Genomic DNA, 17,369 nt, shown 5'->3' with positions numbered 1-17,369 from the left:
TGAATGTAAGACTCATATCTTTAAATCTATGAAGAGTAAAAGTAAAATTAAGCATTCATTTATAAGATTGTGAATCACAATAATGTAGACTATAGAAAATATTTCTCAATAATAAAATGAAGAGAAAAGCATGAAGAAGTAGAATGCATTCATTTATAATAGACTTAAATTAATTAATATAATTAATTGTTAACTTTATAAGATTGACTGGATAGGAGAGAATATTATGGCAAATGTACTCGTAATAAATTTCCCTGGGGAAGGTCATATTAATCCGACTTTAGCTATTGTAAGTGAGTTAATCCAACGAGGAGAAACAGTTGTTTCGTATTGTATTGAAGATTATAGAAAGAAGATTGAAGCAACAGGTGCAGAATTCCGAGTGTTTGAGAATTTTCTCTCTCAAATTAATATTATGGAACGAGTAAATGAAGGTGGGAGCCCTTTGACGATGCTATCTCATATGATTGAAGCATCAGAGCGTATTGTTACTCAAATTGTAGAAGAAACAAAAGAGGAAAAATATGATTATTTAATATATGATAATCATTTTCCAGTAGGACGTATTATAGCGAATATTTTACAATTACCAAGCGTTTCATCTTGTACAACGTTTGCTGTTAATCAGTACATTAATTTTCATGATGGGCAAGAATCGAGACAAGTAGACGAAATGAATCCATTATATCAATCTTGTTTAGCGGGAATGGAAAGATGGAATAAGCAGTATGGAATGAAATGTAATAGTATGTATGATATTATGAACCATCCTGGTGATATTACGATTGTATATACTTCAAAAGAATATCAGCCGCGTTCAGATTTATTTGATGAATCGTATAAATTTGTAGGTCCATCAGTTGCTACTCGAAAAGAAGTGGGGAGTTTTCCTACCGAAGATTTAAAAAATGAAAAAGTGATTTTCATTTCTATGGGAACAGTTTTTAATGAACAACCTGCTTTGTATGAAAAATGTTTTGAAGCGTTTAAAGATGTAGATGCGACAGTCGTATTAGTCGTTGGTAAGAAGATAAATATAAGTCAATTTGAAAATATCCCGAAAAACTTTAAGTTGTATAATTATGTCCCGCAATTAGAAGTTTTACAGCATGCTGATGTATTCGTGACACATGGTGGTATGAATAGTTCGAGTGAAGCGTTATATTACGGTGTTCCATTAGTTGTAATTCCGGTAACAGGAGATCAGCCATTCGTTGCAAAACGATTGATTGAAGTAGGGGCAGGCATAACACTTAATCGTAACGAGTTAACTTCTGAATTGTTACGTGAGACTGTAAAGAAAGTAATGGATGATGTGACGTTTAAGGAAAATAGTCGTAAAGTGGGAGAGTCGCTTAGAAATGCTGGTGGATATCAAAGGGCAGTTGAGGAAATATTTGAATTAAAAATGAAGCCGTACGTAAAGATTAAATAGATGTTAGAAACACACTTACTTTTAATTTGTAAGTGTGTTTCTAGTATTACGTGTTACATAAAAATAGCGATAAAGGTGAAACTTTTTTGTATATAAATCGATACCTTTGAATTAGTAGTAAAATTACGTTAAAATAATACTAAGAAAATATATAAGTTTTGGGGGTAATGAATGAAGAAAGTATTTGAATACGTATTATTAACAATTGGCTCAATTATAGTAGCAGGTTCATTAGAGCTTATTTTAGCACCTAATGGATTAGTAGATGGCGGGGTAACGGCTATTGCTATTATGGCAAATAAAGTCGCAGGATTGCCGCTTTATGGTGTGTTCTTAGGAATTAATATCCCAATTTTATTATTTACTGCAAAAGTAATGGGAAAGAAATTTTTTATCCGTACATCTTATGCGAATGTAGTTACAACACTCGGATTAATTTATTTAAAACCATTTCCAGCAATTACGACTTCTGAGTTATTAATTGTACTTTATGGTGGAGTGCTGTTCGGAATTGGTGTTGGGATTGTTGTTAAAATGGGTGGAGCAATTGACGGTTCGGAAATGTTAGCAGTTTGGATGAATAAACACTTTAATGTACCGATTAGTACATTTTTACTTGCAGTAAATGCAGTTATTTTCATCTTTGTTGCCATTTTATTTTCAATCGAACAAGCGATGTTCTCATTAGCCATTTTCTATATTGTTACGAAAATGATTGATTTTATATTAGATGGTATAAATCAAGGTAAGAGCGTTATGATTATTTCTGGTAAGAATAAAGAAATAGGCGATTTACTTATGAAAGAATTGCAACTATCTGTTACGTATCTACATGGAGAAGGTGGTTTTTTAGGGGAGCATAAGAGAATCATTTATTGTATTACAAACCGATTCATTTATCCGAAAATGAAAGATCTCGTTCTCTCTGTAGATCCAACCGCTATAATTGAAGCTTCTTATTCAACAGAAACGACTGGTGTGAAACGTCCGGGAAGGAAAGCTAGGTCAGGTGAATAACTAGCAGAAGGCTGTCCAAAAAGTTATTTTGGAACAGCCTTCTTTTTTATTTTGTTGAATTGTTAGTATGTTACAAGTTAAACCCACTGTTAACAAGTTTCCTTGCAACTAGGGAACCAAGCGTTTTTCAATAATATAGCCAACGTTTCAATTTTATTTTCTGGAATGCTACCAAAACCGAGTAATACGTATGATTCCTTACGTAAATCATTCACGAAATCATATGGAGAAAGCGGGTATAATTTAACGCTTTGTTTTTTAGCGGATTCAATCAGTTCGTTTTCATTCATACTGTTATGGACACATAAAACAATATGAAGTCCGGACTGTTCGCCAAGAATTTGAACATTAGCCCCCATTTCTTTCATAATGGATTTTACTAACGCATGATGTTTTCTTTTATATAGTGTACGACTCCGGTTAAGATGACGTTCCCAATTCCCGCTTTGTATAAAGTTAGCAAAAGCAAGTTGTTGTATTGTAGCGACTGTTTGTTTGAAAATTCCATGCAGTTCTTGATATGTTTTAAAAAGATGTGGTGGTAAAACAACATATCCCATTCGTAAAGAAGGTAAAAAAGATTTTGAGAAAGTTCCCATATAAATAACGCGTTCATTTGAATCAAGACTTTGTAAAGAAGGAATTGGCTTACCAGCGTAGCGAAACTCTCCGTCATAGTCATCTTCAATAATGTATCCATTGCAATCATTAGCCCACTTTAACAATTCTGTTCTTCTAGATAAAGGCATAATAATCCCGAGTGGAAATTGGTGTGATGGTGTAACGTATGCGACATTGGCATTTGTATTGTATAAACTAGAAATATCAATCCCTTTTTCATCCAATGGTATGGGATGAATTTGTCTATCACAGCTTTTAATAATTGCGTGTATACGGTGAAATCCAGGGTTTTCAATGCCGTATTCTTTTGTAGGGCCAAGCAGTTGAAGTAGTAGCCAGAGAAGTGGCTGTGTTCCGGCGCCGATCACAATTTGATCAGGTGAAGAATGTACACCGCGAGAATGATATAAATATGTTGATATATGCTCTCGAAGAGCGAATTCACCTTGAGGATCTTCTTTGGCAAATAGTGCATTTTCGTATGTAAGTATGGATTCTTGTAATGCTCGTTTCCAATTTGTAATCGGAAATGCATTTTGATCAATAAGCCCTTGGCTACAATCATATTCAAATTGTTCGTCTATCAAATTGTTCGTCTTCTTTGCTGCATTTCGTTTTTTATTTGGGATAACGTCAATATCGAAATTTGCTACAAAAATACCACGTTTCGGTTTACTTTCTACATAACCTTCAGCTAATAATTGTTGATAAGCTGATTCAACAGTGATGCGGCTAATATTAAGTTGTGATGCTAAATTTCTGTGTGAGGGTAGACGTGTGCCAACAGAAATACTCCCTTGTATAATTTCAGCTTTTATATAGTCGTAAATTTGCAAGTAAATAGGTGTGTTACTTTGTAATTGCAATGGGATAGTAAAATCCATATAAAACTCTCCTTTAAAACTGGCCTTATAATAAATACTTAAACTGTCACTTAAGTAAAGGGCAGTTACTTTCTATAATAATGATATAACATTTAGAAAATTAAATAAATAGTTAGAGGAGAGTTAAAAATGAATGTTAAAGAAGTAGTAACAGAAGAGCAATTACATGAAGTATTACCTGTTTTACAGCAATTAAGAACGAAACTTTCAAAAGAGGAAACAAGCTCTTTATTTCGAAATATGAAAGAAGAAAATTATAAACTATTTTCGCTGCGTAATGAGGAGGATGAAGTTGTTAGCCTTGCAGGTGTAGCGATTTGTACGAACTTTTATAATAAGAAGCACGTTTTCGTATATGACCTTGTAACGGCAGACGCACATCGTTCAAAAGGACATGGAAATGTATTACTTTCGTATATAGAGAACTGGGGAAAGGAAAACGGATGTGAATCTATCGTCCTCACATCAGCATTTGCAAGAATTGATGCGCATCGTTTTTATGAAAGAGAAGGGTATGATAAAGTGAGTTATTCTTTTCATAAAGAATTATAAAAAATAAGAAGAAGTTGTCCCGCAAAAGTTGGGAACAGCTTCTTCTTATTTTTTAAGTTATTATTAAACCGTAAATAGGTTGTAAGTTATGGTATATGTATTTGAAAAGGTTATATAGTGTATTTTGTCGAATTATTTTAATTTAATAAAGAGAATGATTGGAGCGCTTATACTTGAAGAAAATAAAGAAACTATCAATCCCTAATGATGCTAGAGTTATCGTCATATCTGATATTCATGGAGAATTAAATCTTTTAAAAGAAGCACTACATAAAGTTAACTTTAAAGATGAAGATTATTTAATTATTAATGGAGATCTTTGCGAGAAAGGACGAGATAGCGTAGGCGTAGTAAACTATGTTATGAACCTTGTAAAGAACAATTCAAAGGTTCACGTTGTTGAAGGAAATTGTGAAGTTTTAGTTGATGCTCTTCTAAATGAAAATCCTCGTCTTATTAATTATTTATGTACGAGAAAGCATTCGATTTTTAATGAATGGCTAGAGCAATTGGATTTTTCAGTTCATGAAGGCACTTCAATTCGTGAAGTGAGAGAAGCATTGCAAAGTGAATTTTCACAAGAAATACATTGGCTAACGGAGTTACCGACAGCGATTGAAACAGAAGATTATATTTTTGTGCATGCCGGGCTAGAAGATAGAGTAGATTGGAAAGAAACAGAGCGCAAAAATGCGATAGCAATGCCAGAGTTTTTTAATAAATCACATAAAGCAAATAAGTATGTAATAGTTGGTCATTGGCCTGTCGTGAACTATTCTGAAGAAGCACCGTCTAACAATCCAGTTATTGATGAGGAGAAAAAAATTATTGCAATAGATGGAGGAAATGCAATTAAAGAAGCAGGACAATTAAATGCATTTATCATTCAGAGGAAACAAACGGGCGATACGTTTTCTTATACATATGTAGACTATTTTCCAGGGTACGAAGTAATAGCGGATTTTAATGCGAATTCAGAAATGCAGGGCGGAGTGACATATCCGTATTATTACATAGAGCCTATCGAGAAGATGCAAGATTACACAATATGTAAACAAAAGGAAACAAATAAATTACTCACTGTAAAAAATGAATACATGAAACAACTTGAGTCAGGTGAATATACAGTGAAAACTGATATTTCTTGTGCGCAAATAAGCGTTAGAAAAGGAGAGATCGTTTCTCTCATTGATGGTAGTTGTTCAGGATATGATTTAATTAAAAAAGATGGTGTAGAGGGGTGGATAGAGAAAGGCATTTTGCTTGAGCTGAAATAGGAGGGATGTAACCTCCTATTTTTTATTGCCTATTTTGCGCCTTCGTACTTCAATTAACCTTTTAAATTAGTGGACTGCTTGCTGTCTTTAATAAGTAAATAAATCGTACTCGGTAGAATGATAAGCGTCATTCCTAAAAGAATTGCTAGTATGCCATAACCTCTATAGGAAGCAGAAACGCTAAAAGGAAGTATCGCTAAAAAAATACCTGCTATCATCATTGAAATACTACTAATATTTGAAGCTCTTTTTTCGAGGTGCTTATCATTCCATTCTAATGAAACGGTTGATTTAGTCGTATCAATTTTGGAACTGAAATAACCTATTAATATAAATAAAAGCCCTAATGCTAAAAATATGAAATGATCAAGAGGAAGTGAAAAGCCAAGAGCGATGAGGGCAATGACAATATCGACAAAAAATAAGAATAGTAACATTGTGTTGCCGATCCAATGGAGAAATTTCTGGTTACTCGCTGCTTTAGATAAAGCTAAAAATACAAAGAATAAGAAGGAACATATAATTATATTTACGATTACAAAAGTGCTTTTATCCATTGTTGATGTAGGCGTTCCATTGAAGTCCCATTTCGTAACAATATTTGATGGTAAGAAGAAATATAGAATAATATTTGTCGTAATAATAGTGAGAAATAAAGCAATACTAAATTGATTATTCATTGAATCACCAGTTTTCTAAATCAATAATTGGTATCTTATAACAAAATTATACAATATAATATATGATATTAGTTTTGATTTTTCTGAAAAAACATTATAATTATATATGAAATAAAGGTGAATGCAGGAGGGAATTATGCAAAACGTTGTATTAAAGGGGAAGAAAGTTACAATTCGTACAATAGAAGAATCGGATATAGAAACATTATGGAATATCATATTTAAAGAAGAAAGCCCAGAGTGGAAGAAATGGGATGCGCCATATTTCCCGTTCTCAATGCAAGAATACTCTTCCTATAAAGAGAAGATGCAAACTCGTTTGAAAGAAGAACCACTGTCAAATTTAATTATAGAAAATAACGGTCAAATCATTGGGACAGTCGGGTTTTATTGGGAATATAAACCGACGCGTTGGTTAGAGATGGGGCTTGTGATTTATGACCCAACATACTGGAATGGTGGATACGGTACAGAAACATTGACATTATATAGAGATTTGCTATTTGAAAAAATGGAGATTGGTAGAGTAGGAATCACGACTTGGTCTGGCAATGAACGAATGATGAAAGTAGCGGAGAAAATAGGAATGAGCTTAGAAGGTAGAATGCGAAAGTGTCGTTATTATAAAGGAACATACTATGATTCTATTCGAATGGGAATGATTCGTGAAGAATGGGAAGCACTATGTGTAACGAAGGGGTGAGAAAGATTGTACGCTATTATTGCTACATTTGATCGTGTATTTACTAATAAAATTACAGAACTGCAAAATGAATTAACGAATATGATGGGAACAAATCAATTAGCTGGAGTAGAACCTCATATTACGATTGCGGATTATAATGAGTTAGATGTTCATTTGTATACGGAGAAACTAGGGGAGTTTGTAGCTATTCAAGAAAATATGGACGCAGTAACTTTTCCTTCTGTTGGAATTTTTCCTACTAATGGAACGGTCTTTCTAGCACCGATTGTTACCGATGAATTGTTAAAACTTCATCATTCTTATCATGATTATTTTAAAAATTTTCATGACAATCCAAATTCATATTACGTACCGGGAAAATGGGTTCCGCATTGTACGGTTGCAAATAGATTACATACAAAGCAGTTTTTAAGTGTAATGGAATATATTTATGAAAAATTTGATTTTGCAACAGCTTCAATTGAGAAATTAAAATTAATTAAGGTGAATTATAAAAATGGTTCTGCCATTTCTTCTAGTATATTAGCAGAATATAATTTAAAGAGAATGGAGACATCGAGATGACATATATAATTAGAGAAATGAAGCAAGAAGATATTCAGGCTGTACAATCAGTAGCGAAAATAGCTTGGCATGATACATATGAAGGCATTATTCCAAGAGAAATTCAAGACAGTTTTTTAGACGAGGCATATTCTGATGAAAAAATGAAATATCGTCTTAAAAATACACATTTATTCGTTGCGGAAGAAGAGGGAGAAGTAATAGGATTTGCTAACTTTTCACCTGTTAGACTACAAAATGAAGCGGAATTAGGTGCGATTTATTTGTTACCAGATCAGCAAGGAAAAGGGATCGGAAGTGCTTTATTACAAAGAGGGATTAAGGAATTAAATGGGATACGTAAATTGTACATACATGTAGAAGCAGCAAATGAAAAAGGAAAACGCTTTTATGAAGCGAAAGGTTTTGCTGAATTAGAGCAATTTGAAGAAGACTTTGAAGGACATATGATGCAGACAGTAAGGATGGTTTTATACGTATAAGGAGGACTAGCAATGAAAATTTTTGATTTTAGTGAAAAAGTAGGAAAGCACATATCAGTATTTCAATCTAATTTCATAATGTCGAAAATAGTAAACCATCAAGGAAATGTACATATCGGTGCTATGCATTTACACGAGAATGGAATCATCGGTAATCATGAAGCAGTTGTATCTCAACTGCTTCTTATTGTGGACGGAGCAGGATATGTATGTGGGGCAAATAAAAAAAAGATAAAGGTAGAGGCGGGACAAGCTGTGTTTTGGGAGAAGGGAGAGCTCCATGAAACAAGTACAGAACAAGGATTAACGGCAATTGTTATGGAAGCGGAGAATCTTGAACAAGGGATAGTAATGCCTATTATTCAAGGGGAGTTGTGAAAAATGATAATTAAGGCGAATCAAGAAGATACCAATGAAATATTAAAATATGCGGCGCAATCGCTTTTTGAAGGGACGAGAGGGAATTGTCAATTAAGTACCGAGAAAGCGATTGAAATTACAAAGCCGATTGTAGAAAAAGGAGCATATTATTTAATCGTTAAAGAAGCAAATAAAGTAATGGGATGGATATTAATAGGGGAAAATACAGACTATTTTTCTCGTGAAAAACTTGGATTTATATATGAATTGTACGTTTTCCCAGAATATCGCGGGAGAGGATTATCGCGAGAACTGATGGAAGCTGGTATTAAGGAATTAAAGGAGAAATATTCAGAAATTAGGCCGAATGTATTTACTGGGAATTTTGCAAAAGAGATGTACGAAGAGTTTGGGTTTGTTGAAAGGCAGGTAATTATGACTTTGAAGTGAGTATAATAGTCTGAATGAGGGAAGCGAGAAAGCATGAGAAAAGAAAATGAGTATGTAGCGTATTTACAAAGTGTGTATCCTGAACTACAAATAAAATTGGCACATGTAAATGAAATTGGCCAAAATAATGATGTTTTAATTATAAATGATAATATAGTATTTCGTTTTCCGAAATATGAAAAAGGTATTCAAAAACTTCGAGTAGAAACAAAGTTACTGGAGAAAATACGACCATTTATTACGATCCAAATTCCTGATCCAAGTTATCAAAGATTGCAAGATGAAGTGCTAGGAAAAGTATTTGCAGGATATGAAATGATTGAAGGGGAACCGTTTTGGAAAAATACTTTTACGGGAATAAATGATGAAAAGCAATTACAGAAACTTGCGTGCACATTGGCGGGATTTTTAAAAGAATTGCATGAAATTCCGTTATCCACATTTGAAGGTATTATGCAAAATGATAGTGCGGATATATATGCAGAAACAAATAGTTTATATAGTCAATTAAAAGATTATGTTTATCCATACATGAGAGAAGAGGCAAAAAGAGAAGTTTCATTATCTTTTGAAACGTATTTAAATGAAGAGAGCCATTTTAATTTTACACCGAGTCTTGTTCATGGGGATTTTGGCATGACAAACATCTTATATAGTGCAACAAAAAAGGATATTTCAGGGGTCATAGATTTTGGTGGTGCGAGCATTGGAGATCCTGCTTATGATTTTGCAGGTATATTAGCTAGTTATGGAGGAGAGTTTTTACAACTATTTGCAGCACATTATCCTAATTTAGAAGCAGTAAGGGAACGAATGTATTTTTACAAAAGTACATTTGCTCTTCAAGAAGCATTATTTGGTGTACTAAATAATGATAAGAAAGCCTTTGAAGCTGGAATAGCACAGTATGTATAAAAGCCGATTTTAAATCGGCTTTTAATTATCGATACATCGTCCACATTCCAATGTCTTTAAATCCTAGTCGTTTATAAATTCGTCCAGCAGCTGGATTGTTATAAAATAAACAAAGTGTTCGGCCTTCTTTCGTAAAGTCTTGGATCATTTTTTGTAATATGAGCGAAGCGTATCCGCTTCCGCGATAATTCGGGTGTGTACATACACCAACTACCATAGCGGATAATGAATTTTCAGCGGAAGTAGAGGCGGAGGTTAAGCCTGATGAGGTTTTATCTATGAGTGACCACTCTTTTAGTTATTCGTTTAGGAAAATTATAGAGGTTACAGACTTGTGAGTCAATAACTATCAGAGGTAAATTATTCAGGGGACACTTGTGAGGTAGACATTACAAGAAGAATGATAGGAAAACCTTGAGAGCGAATAGAATAACTATTTATGAGAACTAAGGGGGGAACGAAATGTTTGGACTATTTAAAAAGAAAGAAAAGAAACGTAAGTTTAAGCTAGGTGTCCACTTTGAGTTACAAGGCAAAGAGTTTATCTGTGTAGGTGCTAATGGTGGAGCCGTAGAGATGGCTATTATTCAGAGAGCTAAATTAATTTACGCTAAGAATAAACTAGATGGTCTAACTCACGGGATTAATCCTAGATGGGTTGCAAGCTATACTCGTATTAAGTACTATGAGGACGATAAAACTTGGGAGGTAATCTAATGGAAGAATTCTTGATGAACAAGTGGGTTGTTGGCTCGGTGGCATTCTTGGTAGTAGCTATAGGGAGTTGGTTCTTCCTGTGGAGTGATGTACCTAAAAAGAAGTAAGCAAGGTGCAATCTCTAACCAATTAAAGTAACTGTTAGGTGATACTAAATAGCAAAACCTCCCCCTCGATGCGGCGCCTGTTGGGATATCCAATCTAGGAACTATAAGGTCATATGACTCTGAAAGTAATCACCCTTGAGTCAGCCTACTAGTACCCCTCCAGAGTATGCCTCCTCACCACTAACCACAGAGTACGACTACAGAGGTGAACCTACAGAGAAGTGCATAACCAACAGAGACGGAGACCCTATAGCTATGCTATCTAGCACCACCTCGCAGTGAATACGACTGAGTATATATACACTAGGTGAATACCTGTAGAGACCGCTACCTCATACAGTAATTTATTCAAAGGACTAGTAGAGCTGGTACCAACATAGACATACCAAGGGGGCAGATACCCTAGAGCATACCTGCTGAGCTATCCTGCTAGTTTACATAAGAAATCTTATGGGTAGTAACTTTTGTAGTTACAACGAGCTAGCCAACTCTTAATCCTGCCTCACCAGTCTTACCTACAGTGGTACGCATACAGATGTACCCGTGAGGCTCCTCAGATTCCTCTGTATGAGATGGTATCTATATGAGTAGGACTGTTAGACTGTCTTGTTAGTATACGCCTACACAGAGGCTCCTGTGAGATGGGTACATATAGTGCTACCTGTTAGTCCTGCCTCACCAGTGTATACATACAGTGCTGCTACCTCACCAGTATACACCTATGTGTATGGCTACAGTGCTATGCCTGCTAGGCTACACACGAGACAGTATACGTTGCTATGTAGTGTATCTAAGAGGGAGGTTTATATGTTTGTTGTGCTACTAGTGCCTTGCCTCCTCAGTGTGATCATGCTAGGCGTGTCTAAGGGTGTGTGCCTACAGTGTGGACTAAGGAGCAGTGCTATGAGTCAGCCAGCTCAGTAGCCACCGTTCTCACCAGCCACCACCACCTAGGGGTACCCCTACAAATATAACCATAGGGGTGTGTGTACGTATCGGTAGTGACTTTACAGAGGAGAAATCATACAGGAAAATCGACCCCCTAGTATTTACCTCCCTAGACAATCCCCTCTAGACAACACCTCAGCGTACCTACCGACGCAGTGCGTCACAGACGCGACAAGTCTATAGAGATTGCCAGCTCACCGGATTACCACATTAGATTTTTTTTTAGAATTGTAGAGTCGGACAATCGAGGTTAGCTCACCAGTCATACCCCAGTATTACCTATATGCAATATATAGAATTACTATTGAGGTGGCTCCCAGTCCTCACCTATAATGATAACCAAAGAGGAGGGGATAATATGTTCACGACCATAGAGACACCACTAGGCAGTATCCGTACTCACCAAGGTAACTACATAGCTAAAGATATAATCATGAGTAGGATAGGGTACAGGAGCATGACTGATCTGCTATCCAAGGTAGACGACACTGAGCAGGGATACATACAAATGCCTGCTGGTTACAAGCTTAGAGTCCTGACAGATAGAGGGCTACAGCAGTTCTTTGAGAGGACGAACTCTACTAAGTCACAGTTTAGTATCATGAGAGAGTGGTGGTTTACTAGAGAGAAGGATAGGGGAGAGGATGCTATGCAGTTGTACCTCAATGGATGCGTTCTCTATGGGATGACTGTTAGTTTATCGTTGATGAGACCGCTAACTCATTTACTCACTTCCTTTGAGGAAGGGAGGTAGAAACATAGTCACCTCATACGCATAAACTGTGTAGCAGGTATACCTGAGTTATGTAATGCATAAGCCAGCTCCAAAGGGTGTCGGTTAAAGCGCCCCCCTGAAGGCGATACTATCGCTGTCAGCTCACTAGACCTGATGCATAAATTGTATGCACGAGGTAGACAAAAGAAAAGGAGCTAACCCCATTAGGCTAACTCCTTAGCATACTCCAAGCAAATACTTATTGTGTTCTCTTTCCTGTTTAGCCAAACTCTTCACCTTCACCTTAGGAGTCTGTACTTGCGAGATGGCTGTCTCTACAGAACCCCAGTGGGCTACGATAGCAATGTACAATTGAGGGCGCATACTCTTGAGTGCTGGCTCTGTAGTCGGCTTACCATAGTAGATCATTTCAGCTAGGACATCGAGGCAAGTCTCAGGGGACAGCATCTCCATTTGACTTGTACCTGTGTAGGCTTTCTCAATCGTCTGTCTCACTTGGCTGCTGATTGGCAACATGCTTAGGTTTAGTTTCATTGGTATTCCTCCTTGGGGTTTTAGATAGTTGTTTTTGGCAACCATCTTAGTTTTAGAGAGTTAGTTTAACTACCTCTGAAGTTTAAGCCACCCTCTTAGAGAGGACGGCTTATCAGTGGTGGCTCAAGGGGTGAGCCTATGAAGCTATTATTTTAGAGGATCTTGCTTGCATCCAGTGTAGGGTGTTCTCCTTGTGAGTTACCCACTCTAGATTCCTTACATCATTATTCCATTTGTCTAAGTCTCTGTGGTTCACACAAGGTTTACCATGAGGGTTATCTATAAAGGCTTGTGCGACTATCCTGTGTACACTTATCCAGTCTTGTTTGCCGTCTCTGTAGAGGGAGACGGTTTTGTATTCTCCGTTGTACTGATTGAGGATGCGCTCCTCTAGGATCTCTTCGTTACCGTACTCATTGATTACATATCGTTCTAATCGTTTGATTCTACCGAGGTCGCTTACTTCGTATAATCCTTTGTATCCTTTAACTGGCATCCATAACTCGAATAATTCATTTGTCATTGTAGTCTCCTTCGACCTGAGAGGCAGGTCTTGTTTAGTGTGGGTTAACACGAGGTTTATTTGGTAGGGGTTATTTCTTAAAGTTGTTACGAGAGAGAGAAGCCTTTTCGATATTGTCCAGTAGCTCTTCAAAAGTAATCTTCTTAGCTTGCCTGCTCACAGCTTTTGGATCTAAACAGATAGCCTCTGTGATTGATTTAACTTCAACGATTAGCCTAGCTCTGTTGAGCTCGTCCATTAATTTCTTAACGGTGTTCTTTGAGATTCCTAGAGTGTCAATCAAGTGAGATCGCTTAAGTAGAATAAGCTTACTAGCGTCTGCCTCGTTGGGATTCTCGACTACTAGGTTTGTCTTCCAGTTCATCTGAGTTAGCAACAAGGCGAACAATCCTAGAGTATTAAGTGGTAAGTCCTTTGCCTTCTCGTGGAGGTGAGTCTTGAATAATTTCACTGTTTTGTATTCGCCTTCTAGCTTGCCGCAAATGTAAACTGCATCGTTCATATCTACATAAGTTGTTTTCCCTTCGGTCACTCGTGTGATTACTCCGTTAGCTTCCAACTCTGATAGTACTTTATTAATCTGAGATCGAGTCTTTCCTAGCTTATTCACCAGGGATTTAACACTGATGCGATCTCCTCTGTCGTCACACAAGAAACCTTCATGGCCGATACTCATGCAAGTTGCTAAGTAGAGTAGGAGTCCGTGTTGCTGTAGTGTTAGGTTTTCCTTAATGGCATCGTACCTATCGAGAATCATTCTGCTGTAGTGGTGCTTGTCCTTCTCGATTTTAGCGAACTCCTTTCTAGCCTCCTGTTGAGCTGGCGATAAAGTGTCGTATCCTGCCTCGTTTAATACCTGCTTAGCTTCCTTAATTGTAATCATTTGTCTGTTCCTCCTAGTATCGTGATTTATAGATGGGTCAAAAAATGCGTCGATTATCCAAATAAGGGTCAAAAAATGCGTCGATAAAAACAGGCTCAATCCCTTGTGGCTCTAAGGCTCAACCCTGTTTTGCTATGTGAAACCCTTCTTTATTCTTATATGTCTACCTCTCCTTAGAATCTAAATACTCAGTGATCCGACTCAAGGTTTCTTTCCCGTACTGCATCTTATCAGCTCTCCACTTATAGACGTTGTTCGTGTTGAGTCCGAGCTTCTTAGACACAAACGCCATAGACACTCCATTAAATTCCACATAAGTGTTAAACCTCTCTAGCACTCTCTTGTTTTCAATGTTCATATTAGCTTCCTCCTTTTAGGTATACACATTAATGTCAATGCCTATTTGGGTAAATAAAATAGCCAGTTCTTAGCTGGTTCTATAACTAAAGTAGCACCGTGGTAGTTGTCTACCTCGTTTAACCCTTACATATATATAGTACTTCCCCTGTGCCGTTTCCTAACTCGTCTACTAATATAGTAGCCCTGAGTTGCTATTCTCCTCAGCACCAACATGACAGAATCCTATCTCGAAGTACCATATAGCCAGCCTAAGTTACATATTCCTAGTAGTTATAGAGACAGACTATTGGTTATTCTCTAGAGACGTCTTTAAGTAATTCTAATTAGTTATCCTTCTCTAGGTTTTAGGTATTTAAATATTTAAAAACAAAAGAACTATAGGAGACGGGAACTAATTAGTTATTCTCTAGAGACAAGCCTTTAAAGATATTCCATCTCTGTAATGAGATAGACAAGTCTTTAAAGATTATTCTCTAGAGACTTACTCCTCTAGTAGACTTTTAAATATCTAAATAATTAACTAACAGGTATTCTAATTAGTTTTGTCTATATAGTAATTCTCTCTAGGTATTCTCTATAGTCTGTCTCCAGAGTAGCACACGTATAGACTTACTTTGAGATAGCCGGATATAGGGGTAAACCCTAGTGGCACCAAGGGATACAGCCGTTTAGAGGTAGCCGAATTAGGTACGGAGTGCAAGAAAGTGTACATCTTTTTAGGCTGTCTCTAGGGGTAGGGATGAGGGAGGAAATGCTATTGGAGGATAGCTTAGAGGTGCTGGCTAAGGAGGATGTCCCGAAAGTTCTACTATATGAGTAGAAGGATAAACGAGGTAGTTGCAGTTTCCTTACTATATATGTAAGGGAACAAATGAGATAGCAACTCAGGGCTACTATATAAGTGTAAGGCTAATGAGGGGTGAACCTCTACTATATAAGTAACACCCCATAGAGAAGCTACTATATTAGTAAGACAGCACAGCAACCGTACTATATAGTATAGGAACAAAAGAGGACTACTACTTAGCTACTTTATAAATAGAAGGATAAACGAGGTAGCAAAAATGTATTTGTCTAATGGTTATGACTTCCCCTTTTAGTCGTAACTATTCGGGAACTACATTGCACCTCCTATGCAAGTTCCTCCGTGTAGAATGAGGCTGGGGAGCCTCAACTAATTAAGTCATTGGTCATTCTCTGAATGGCTCAATCATATCCAGCTTGGTTTAACTACTGAGCTGGCTCCTTTTATTTCTACATGGGACTTATAGGATATGACTCTGGTAATAACACCAATTAGCTGCAACACATAGAAAAGAAACTGTAGAGGAGGACACGAAATGGAATGCTACATTGATATCCAAGGGTTACTTGATAAGCATCGAATCAACTTAGCTGAACTATCGAGACGGACTGGTATTGAACGATCTAACCTGACTCGTATGAGAACGAATAAAGTAGCCACACTTGGTAGCATCGGCAAAATAGCTCGAGCTTTTGGGATTCAAGATATTAACGAGATAGTAAAGTTAAAGCAGTAAGGTAACAAGGAGCCAGCACTAACAGTATAAGTCAAGGAGAGGATGACTAATGAGAAAAGTATTCAAGATGTTTATCCCTAAGAAGAACAGCGATGTAGATTTCAAACTAATGGAGATTAAAGCTAAGCAGCTAGACGCTAACAGAGAAGAGCGAATGAGGGACCATTTCAGAAAACTAGGGGTGAAGTAAATGAAGAAAGCTTATTTGCATTACACTGTGAGATGGTGCTTTGAAGGGTTACCTACAGTGCTCCTGACTCATCATATTGCATCTTGCGGAGATGGCAAACAAATAGAGCACAAAGCTAACCTGACAGCAGCCTACATGAGATTATATGACTCAGGTATTACTAGCCTAGTTAGTATTGACTGTAGAGAGGTAGACGAGTGTGAGTACACACTATTAAAACAACAACATATGGAGGTGATCTAATTGGACAAGACTTGGACAAGCTATTTAGAATGGCGTAAGGAGAATGGCTACACAGGGATTTCAACTCAGGAGGAGTACGAAGAATTCTTACAAGAAGTAATCCCAACAGATAATGAAGAAATGTCTAAACAGGAGTTAACCGAGACAGAAGAGTTCTTCAAGGACGTAACTGTTAAGGATAAAGTACTAGTAACCTTCGAAGCTGTGAAGCTAGTAGCAACACTAGGAGGGCAAATCACATATGATGACCTAGCTCAACAGACAGGATACTCACTTAGAACTGTTAAGTATCACATCAAGGAGTTAGCAGAGAAAGGATACATCAGTGTCCAGCGAGGCGAATACACTAACAGCTACTTCATTGGAGTAAATATGGCTAACAAGAATAAGCCTAAGAAGTCAATCAAGTTCGAAGAGGTAATGACTTTTGATAATGGCTGTAAGGATATCTCAGGAGAGGTTACACACAGAGACGGAATCAACGAGAAATATATGAGCTTCTACAATGTAGGTGTACTATTGGATCGCACAGCAGAGTATCTAAGAGAGGTAGACCCAGTAGGTATTCTCAGAGAATGAGCCTAGACTATCCCAACTCTATAGTAACACTTGCTACACATCTTGTCCAGTGAGGACGCCAAATA

Annotated in this window: 21 protein-coding genes and 1 pseudogene; 15 read left to right on the top strand and 7 right to left on the bottom strand. The window is 36.9% G+C overall.

Annotated elements, in window-relative coordinates:
- Positions 1-226 precede the first annotated feature (226 nt).
- Complete coding sequence (locus tag MRP26_RS01690) at positions 227-1,435, top strand: macrolide family glycosyltransferase (RefSeq protein WP_053564676.1); 1,209 nt, start codon at positions 227-229, stop codon at positions 1,433-1,435.
- A 171-nt stretch (positions 1,436-1,606) separates the two neighbouring features.
- The gene (locus MRP26_RS01685) at positions 1,607-2,452 is read left to right on the top strand and encodes a YitT family protein (protein ID WP_000755126.1); all 846 of its coding nucleotides are present in this window, start codon (positions 1,607-1,609) and stop codon (positions 2,450-2,452) included.
- Between the two features lie 89 nt (positions 2,453-2,541).
- Here MRP26_RS01685 and pdxR read toward each other — a convergent pair whose 3' ends face one another.
- A complete protein-coding gene (gene pdxR / locus MRP26_RS01680) occupies positions 2,542-3,957 on the bottom strand; it encodes a MocR-like pyridoxine biosynthesis transcription factor PdxR (protein ID WP_078400799.1) in 1,416 nt (471 codons plus the stop codon).
- A 129-nt stretch (positions 3,958-4,086) separates the two neighbouring features.
- On the opposite strand from pdxR, the gene MRP26_RS01675 reads away from it, so the two are divergent.
- Positions 4,087-4,509 (top strand): GNAT family N-acetyltransferase, encoded by a 423-nt coding sequence (locus MRP26_RS01675; protein ID WP_001101119.1) that lies wholly within the window; start codon positions 4,087-4,089, stop codon positions 4,507-4,509.
- Positions 4,510-4,682: 173 nt separating this feature from the next.
- Positions 4,683-5,786, top strand: a complete 1,104-nt coding sequence (locus MRP26_RS01670; protein WP_053564674.1) for a metallophosphoesterase — start codon at positions 4,683-4,685, stop codon at positions 5,784-5,786.
- Positions 5,787-5,839: 53 nt separating this feature from the next.
- On the opposite strand, the gene MRP26_RS01665 is transcribed toward MRP26_RS01670, so the two are convergent.
- Positions 5,840-6,466, bottom strand: a complete 627-nt coding sequence (locus MRP26_RS01665) for a DUF1648 domain-containing protein (protein WP_242805924.1) — start codon at positions 6,464-6,466, stop codon at positions 5,840-5,842.
- 136 nt (positions 6,467-6,602) lie between these two features.
- Here MRP26_RS01665 and MRP26_RS01660 point away from each other — a divergent pair, with 136 nt between their 5' ends.
- The 6 genes from MRP26_RS01660 to MRP26_RS01635 are packed head-to-tail and all read left to right on the top strand — an operon-like array spanning position 6,603 to position 9,943.
- Positions 6,603-7,169 carry a GNAT family N-acetyltransferase gene (locus MRP26_RS01660; RefSeq protein WP_001181849.1) on the top strand — a complete coding sequence of 189 codons (567 nt, stop codon included), beginning with the start codon at positions 6,603-6,605 and terminating at the stop codon, positions 7,167-7,169.
- 6 nt (positions 7,170-7,175) lie between these two features.
- Complete coding sequence (locus MRP26_RS01655) at positions 7,176-7,736, top strand: 2'-5' RNA ligase family protein (protein WP_078401113.1); 561 nt, start codon at positions 7,176-7,178, stop codon at positions 7,734-7,736.
- Complete coding sequence (locus MRP26_RS01650; RefSeq protein ID WP_053564671.1) at positions 7,733-8,218, top strand: GNAT family N-acetyltransferase; 486 nt, start codon at positions 7,733-7,735, stop codon at positions 8,216-8,218. Before MRP26_RS01655 ends, MRP26_RS01650 begins: the two co-directional genes overlap by 4 nt.
- Before the next feature lie 12 nt (positions 8,219-8,230).
- Complete coding sequence (locus tag MRP26_RS01645; RefSeq protein ID WP_053564670.1) at positions 8,231-8,596, top strand: cupin; 366 nt, start codon at positions 8,231-8,233, stop codon at positions 8,594-8,596.
- A gap of 3 nt (positions 8,597-8,599) precedes the next feature.
- Positions 8,600-9,028 carry a GNAT family N-acetyltransferase gene (locus MRP26_RS01640; RefSeq protein WP_242805916.1) on the top strand — a complete coding sequence of 143 codons (429 nt, stop codon included), beginning with the start codon at positions 8,600-8,602 and terminating at the stop codon, positions 9,026-9,028.
- Between the two features lie 33 nt (positions 9,029-9,061).
- The gene (locus MRP26_RS01635) at positions 9,062-9,943 is read left to right on the top strand and encodes a phosphotransferase family protein (protein WP_069355473.1); all 882 of its coding nucleotides are present in this window, start codon (positions 9,062-9,064) and stop codon (positions 9,941-9,943) included.
- A gap of 25 nt (positions 9,944-9,968) precedes the next feature.
- Here MRP26_RS01635 and MRP26_RS01630 read toward each other — a convergent pair.
- Positions 9,969-10,196: pseudogene (locus tag MRP26_RS01630) on the bottom strand (GNAT family N-acetyltransferase); the annotation flags it as partial.
- Between the two features lie 209 nt (positions 10,197-10,405).
- Between MRP26_RS01630 and MRP26_RS01625 the strand changes: the two are divergent.
- A complete protein-coding gene (locus tag MRP26_RS01625) occupies positions 10,406-10,660 on the top strand; it encodes a hypothetical protein (protein WP_242805914.1) in 255 nt (84 codons plus the stop codon).
- Between the two features lie 1,413 nt (positions 10,661-12,073).
- Positions 12,074-12,469, top strand: a complete 396-nt coding sequence (locus MRP26_RS01620) for a hypothetical protein (protein WP_242805912.1) — start codon at positions 12,074-12,076, stop codon at positions 12,467-12,469.
- A gap of 198 nt (positions 12,470-12,667) precedes the next feature.
- On the opposite strand, the gene MRP26_RS01615 is transcribed toward MRP26_RS01620, so the two are convergent.
- The 4 genes from MRP26_RS01615 to MRP26_RS01600 all read right to left on the bottom strand — a co-directional run bounded on the left by MRP26_RS01615 (position 12,668) and on the right by MRP26_RS01600 (position 14,749).
- Positions 12,668-12,985, bottom strand: a complete 318-nt coding sequence (locus tag MRP26_RS01615; protein ID WP_242805904.1) for a hypothetical protein — start codon at positions 12,983-12,985, stop codon at positions 12,668-12,670.
- 136 nt (positions 12,986-13,121) lie between these two features.
- Entirely contained in the window at positions 13,122-13,508 is a 387-nt protein-coding gene (locus tag MRP26_RS01610; RefSeq protein WP_242805902.1) for an NUMOD4 domain-containing protein, read from the bottom strand.
- Between the two features lie 70 nt (positions 13,509-13,578).
- Positions 13,579-14,391 (bottom strand): MarR family transcriptional regulator, encoded by an 813-nt coding sequence (locus MRP26_RS01605; protein WP_242805900.1) that lies wholly within the window; start codon positions 14,389-14,391, stop codon positions 13,579-13,581.
- 163 nt (positions 14,392-14,554) lie between these two features.
- Entirely contained in the window at positions 14,555-14,749 is a 195-nt protein-coding gene (locus MRP26_RS01600; RefSeq protein ID WP_242805898.1) for a hypothetical protein, read from the bottom strand.
- A gap of 1,342 nt (positions 14,750-16,091) precedes the next feature.
- On the opposite strand from MRP26_RS01600, the gene MRP26_RS01595 reads away from it, so the two are divergent.
- The 3 genes from MRP26_RS01595 (at position 16,092) to MRP26_RS01585 (ending at position 17,304) form a co-directional block, all read left to right on the top strand.
- Positions 16,092-16,292, top strand: a complete 201-nt coding sequence (locus MRP26_RS01595; protein WP_098834562.1) for a helix-turn-helix domain-containing protein — start codon at positions 16,092-16,094, stop codon at positions 16,290-16,292.
- Between the two features lie 190 nt (positions 16,293-16,482).
- A complete protein-coding gene (locus MRP26_RS01590) occupies positions 16,483-16,725 on the top strand; it encodes a hypothetical protein (RefSeq protein ID WP_242805896.1) in 243 nt (80 codons plus the stop codon).
- Positions 16,726-17,304, top strand: coding sequence for a winged helix-turn-helix domain-containing protein (locus tag MRP26_RS01585; RefSeq protein ID WP_242805894.1), 579 nt, complete (start codon positions 16,726-16,728; stop codon positions 17,302-17,304). It abuts the gene before it with no gap.
- Positions 17,305-17,369: the final 65 nt, after the last annotated feature.

Origin of the sequence: Bacillus sp. CCB-MMP212, from assembly GCF_022748145.1 — a bacterium.
GTDB classification, from domain to species: domain Bacteria; phylum Bacillota; class Bacilli; order Bacillales; family Bacillaceae_G; genus Bacillus_A; species Bacillus_A cereus.
This window is presented reverse-complemented; position numbering and strand designations above follow the sequence as displayed.

Bases quoted from the DNA above. Each gene is read 5' to 3' on its own strand.
- MRP26_RS01690 (WP_053564676.1), top strand. From the start codon at position 227: ATGGCAAATGTACTCGTAATAAATTTCCCTGGGGAAGGTCATATTAAT.
- MRP26_RS01685 (WP_000755126.1), top strand. From the start codon at position 1,607: ATGAAGAAAGTATTTGAATACGTATTATTAACAATTGGCTCAATTATA.
- pdxR (WP_078400799.1), bottom strand. From the start codon at position 3,957: ATGGATTTTACTATCCCATTGCAATTACAAAGTAACACACCTATTTAC.
- MRP26_RS01675 (WP_001101119.1), top strand. From the start codon at position 4,087: ATGAATGTTAAAGAAGTAGTAACAGAAGAGCAATTACATGAAGTATTA.
- MRP26_RS01665 (WP_242805924.1), bottom strand. From the start codon at position 6,466: ATGAATAATCAATTTAGTATTGCTTTATTTCTCACTATTATTACGACA.
- MRP26_RS01660 (WP_001181849.1), top strand. From the start codon at position 6,603: ATGCAAAACGTTGTATTAAAGGGGAAGAAAGTTACAATTCGTACAATA.
- MRP26_RS01650 (WP_053564671.1), top strand. From the start codon at position 7,733: ATGACATATATAATTAGAGAAATGAAGCAAGAAGATATTCAGGCTGTA.
- MRP26_RS01645 (WP_053564670.1), top strand. From the start codon at position 8,231: ATGAAAATTTTTGATTTTAGTGAAAAAGTAGGAAAGCACATATCAGTA.
- MRP26_RS01640 (WP_242805916.1), top strand. From the start codon at position 8,600: ATGATAATTAAGGCGAATCAAGAAGATACCAATGAAATATTAAAATAT.
- MRP26_RS01635 (WP_069355473.1), top strand. From the start codon at position 9,062: ATGAGAAAAGAAAATGAGTATGTAGCGTATTTACAAAGTGTGTATCCT.
- MRP26_RS01625 (WP_242805914.1), top strand. From the start codon at position 10,406: ATGTTTGGACTATTTAAAAAGAAAGAAAAGAAACGTAAGTTTAAGCTA.
- MRP26_RS01620 (WP_242805912.1), top strand. From the start codon at position 12,074: ATGTTCACGACCATAGAGACACCACTAGGCAGTATCCGTACTCACCAA.
- MRP26_RS01615 (WP_242805904.1), bottom strand. From the start codon at position 12,985: ATGAAACTAAACCTAAGCATGTTGCCAATCAGCAGCCAAGTGAGACAG.
- MRP26_RS01610 (WP_242805902.1), bottom strand. From the start codon at position 13,508: ATGACAAATGAATTATTCGAGTTATGGATGCCAGTTAAAGGATACAAA.
- MRP26_RS01605 (WP_242805900.1), bottom strand. From the start codon at position 14,391: ATGATTACAATTAAGGAAGCTAAGCAGGTATTAAACGAGGCAGGATAC.
- MRP26_RS01600 (WP_242805898.1), bottom strand. From the start codon at position 14,749: ATGAACATTGAAAACAAGAGAGTGCTAGAGAGGTTTAACACTTATGTG.
- MRP26_RS01595 (WP_098834562.1), top strand. From the start codon at position 16,092: ATGGAATGCTACATTGATATCCAAGGGTTACTTGATAAGCATCGAATC.
- MRP26_RS01590 (WP_242805896.1), top strand. From the start codon at position 16,483: ATGAAGAAAGCTTATTTGCATTACACTGTGAGATGGTGCTTTGAAGGG.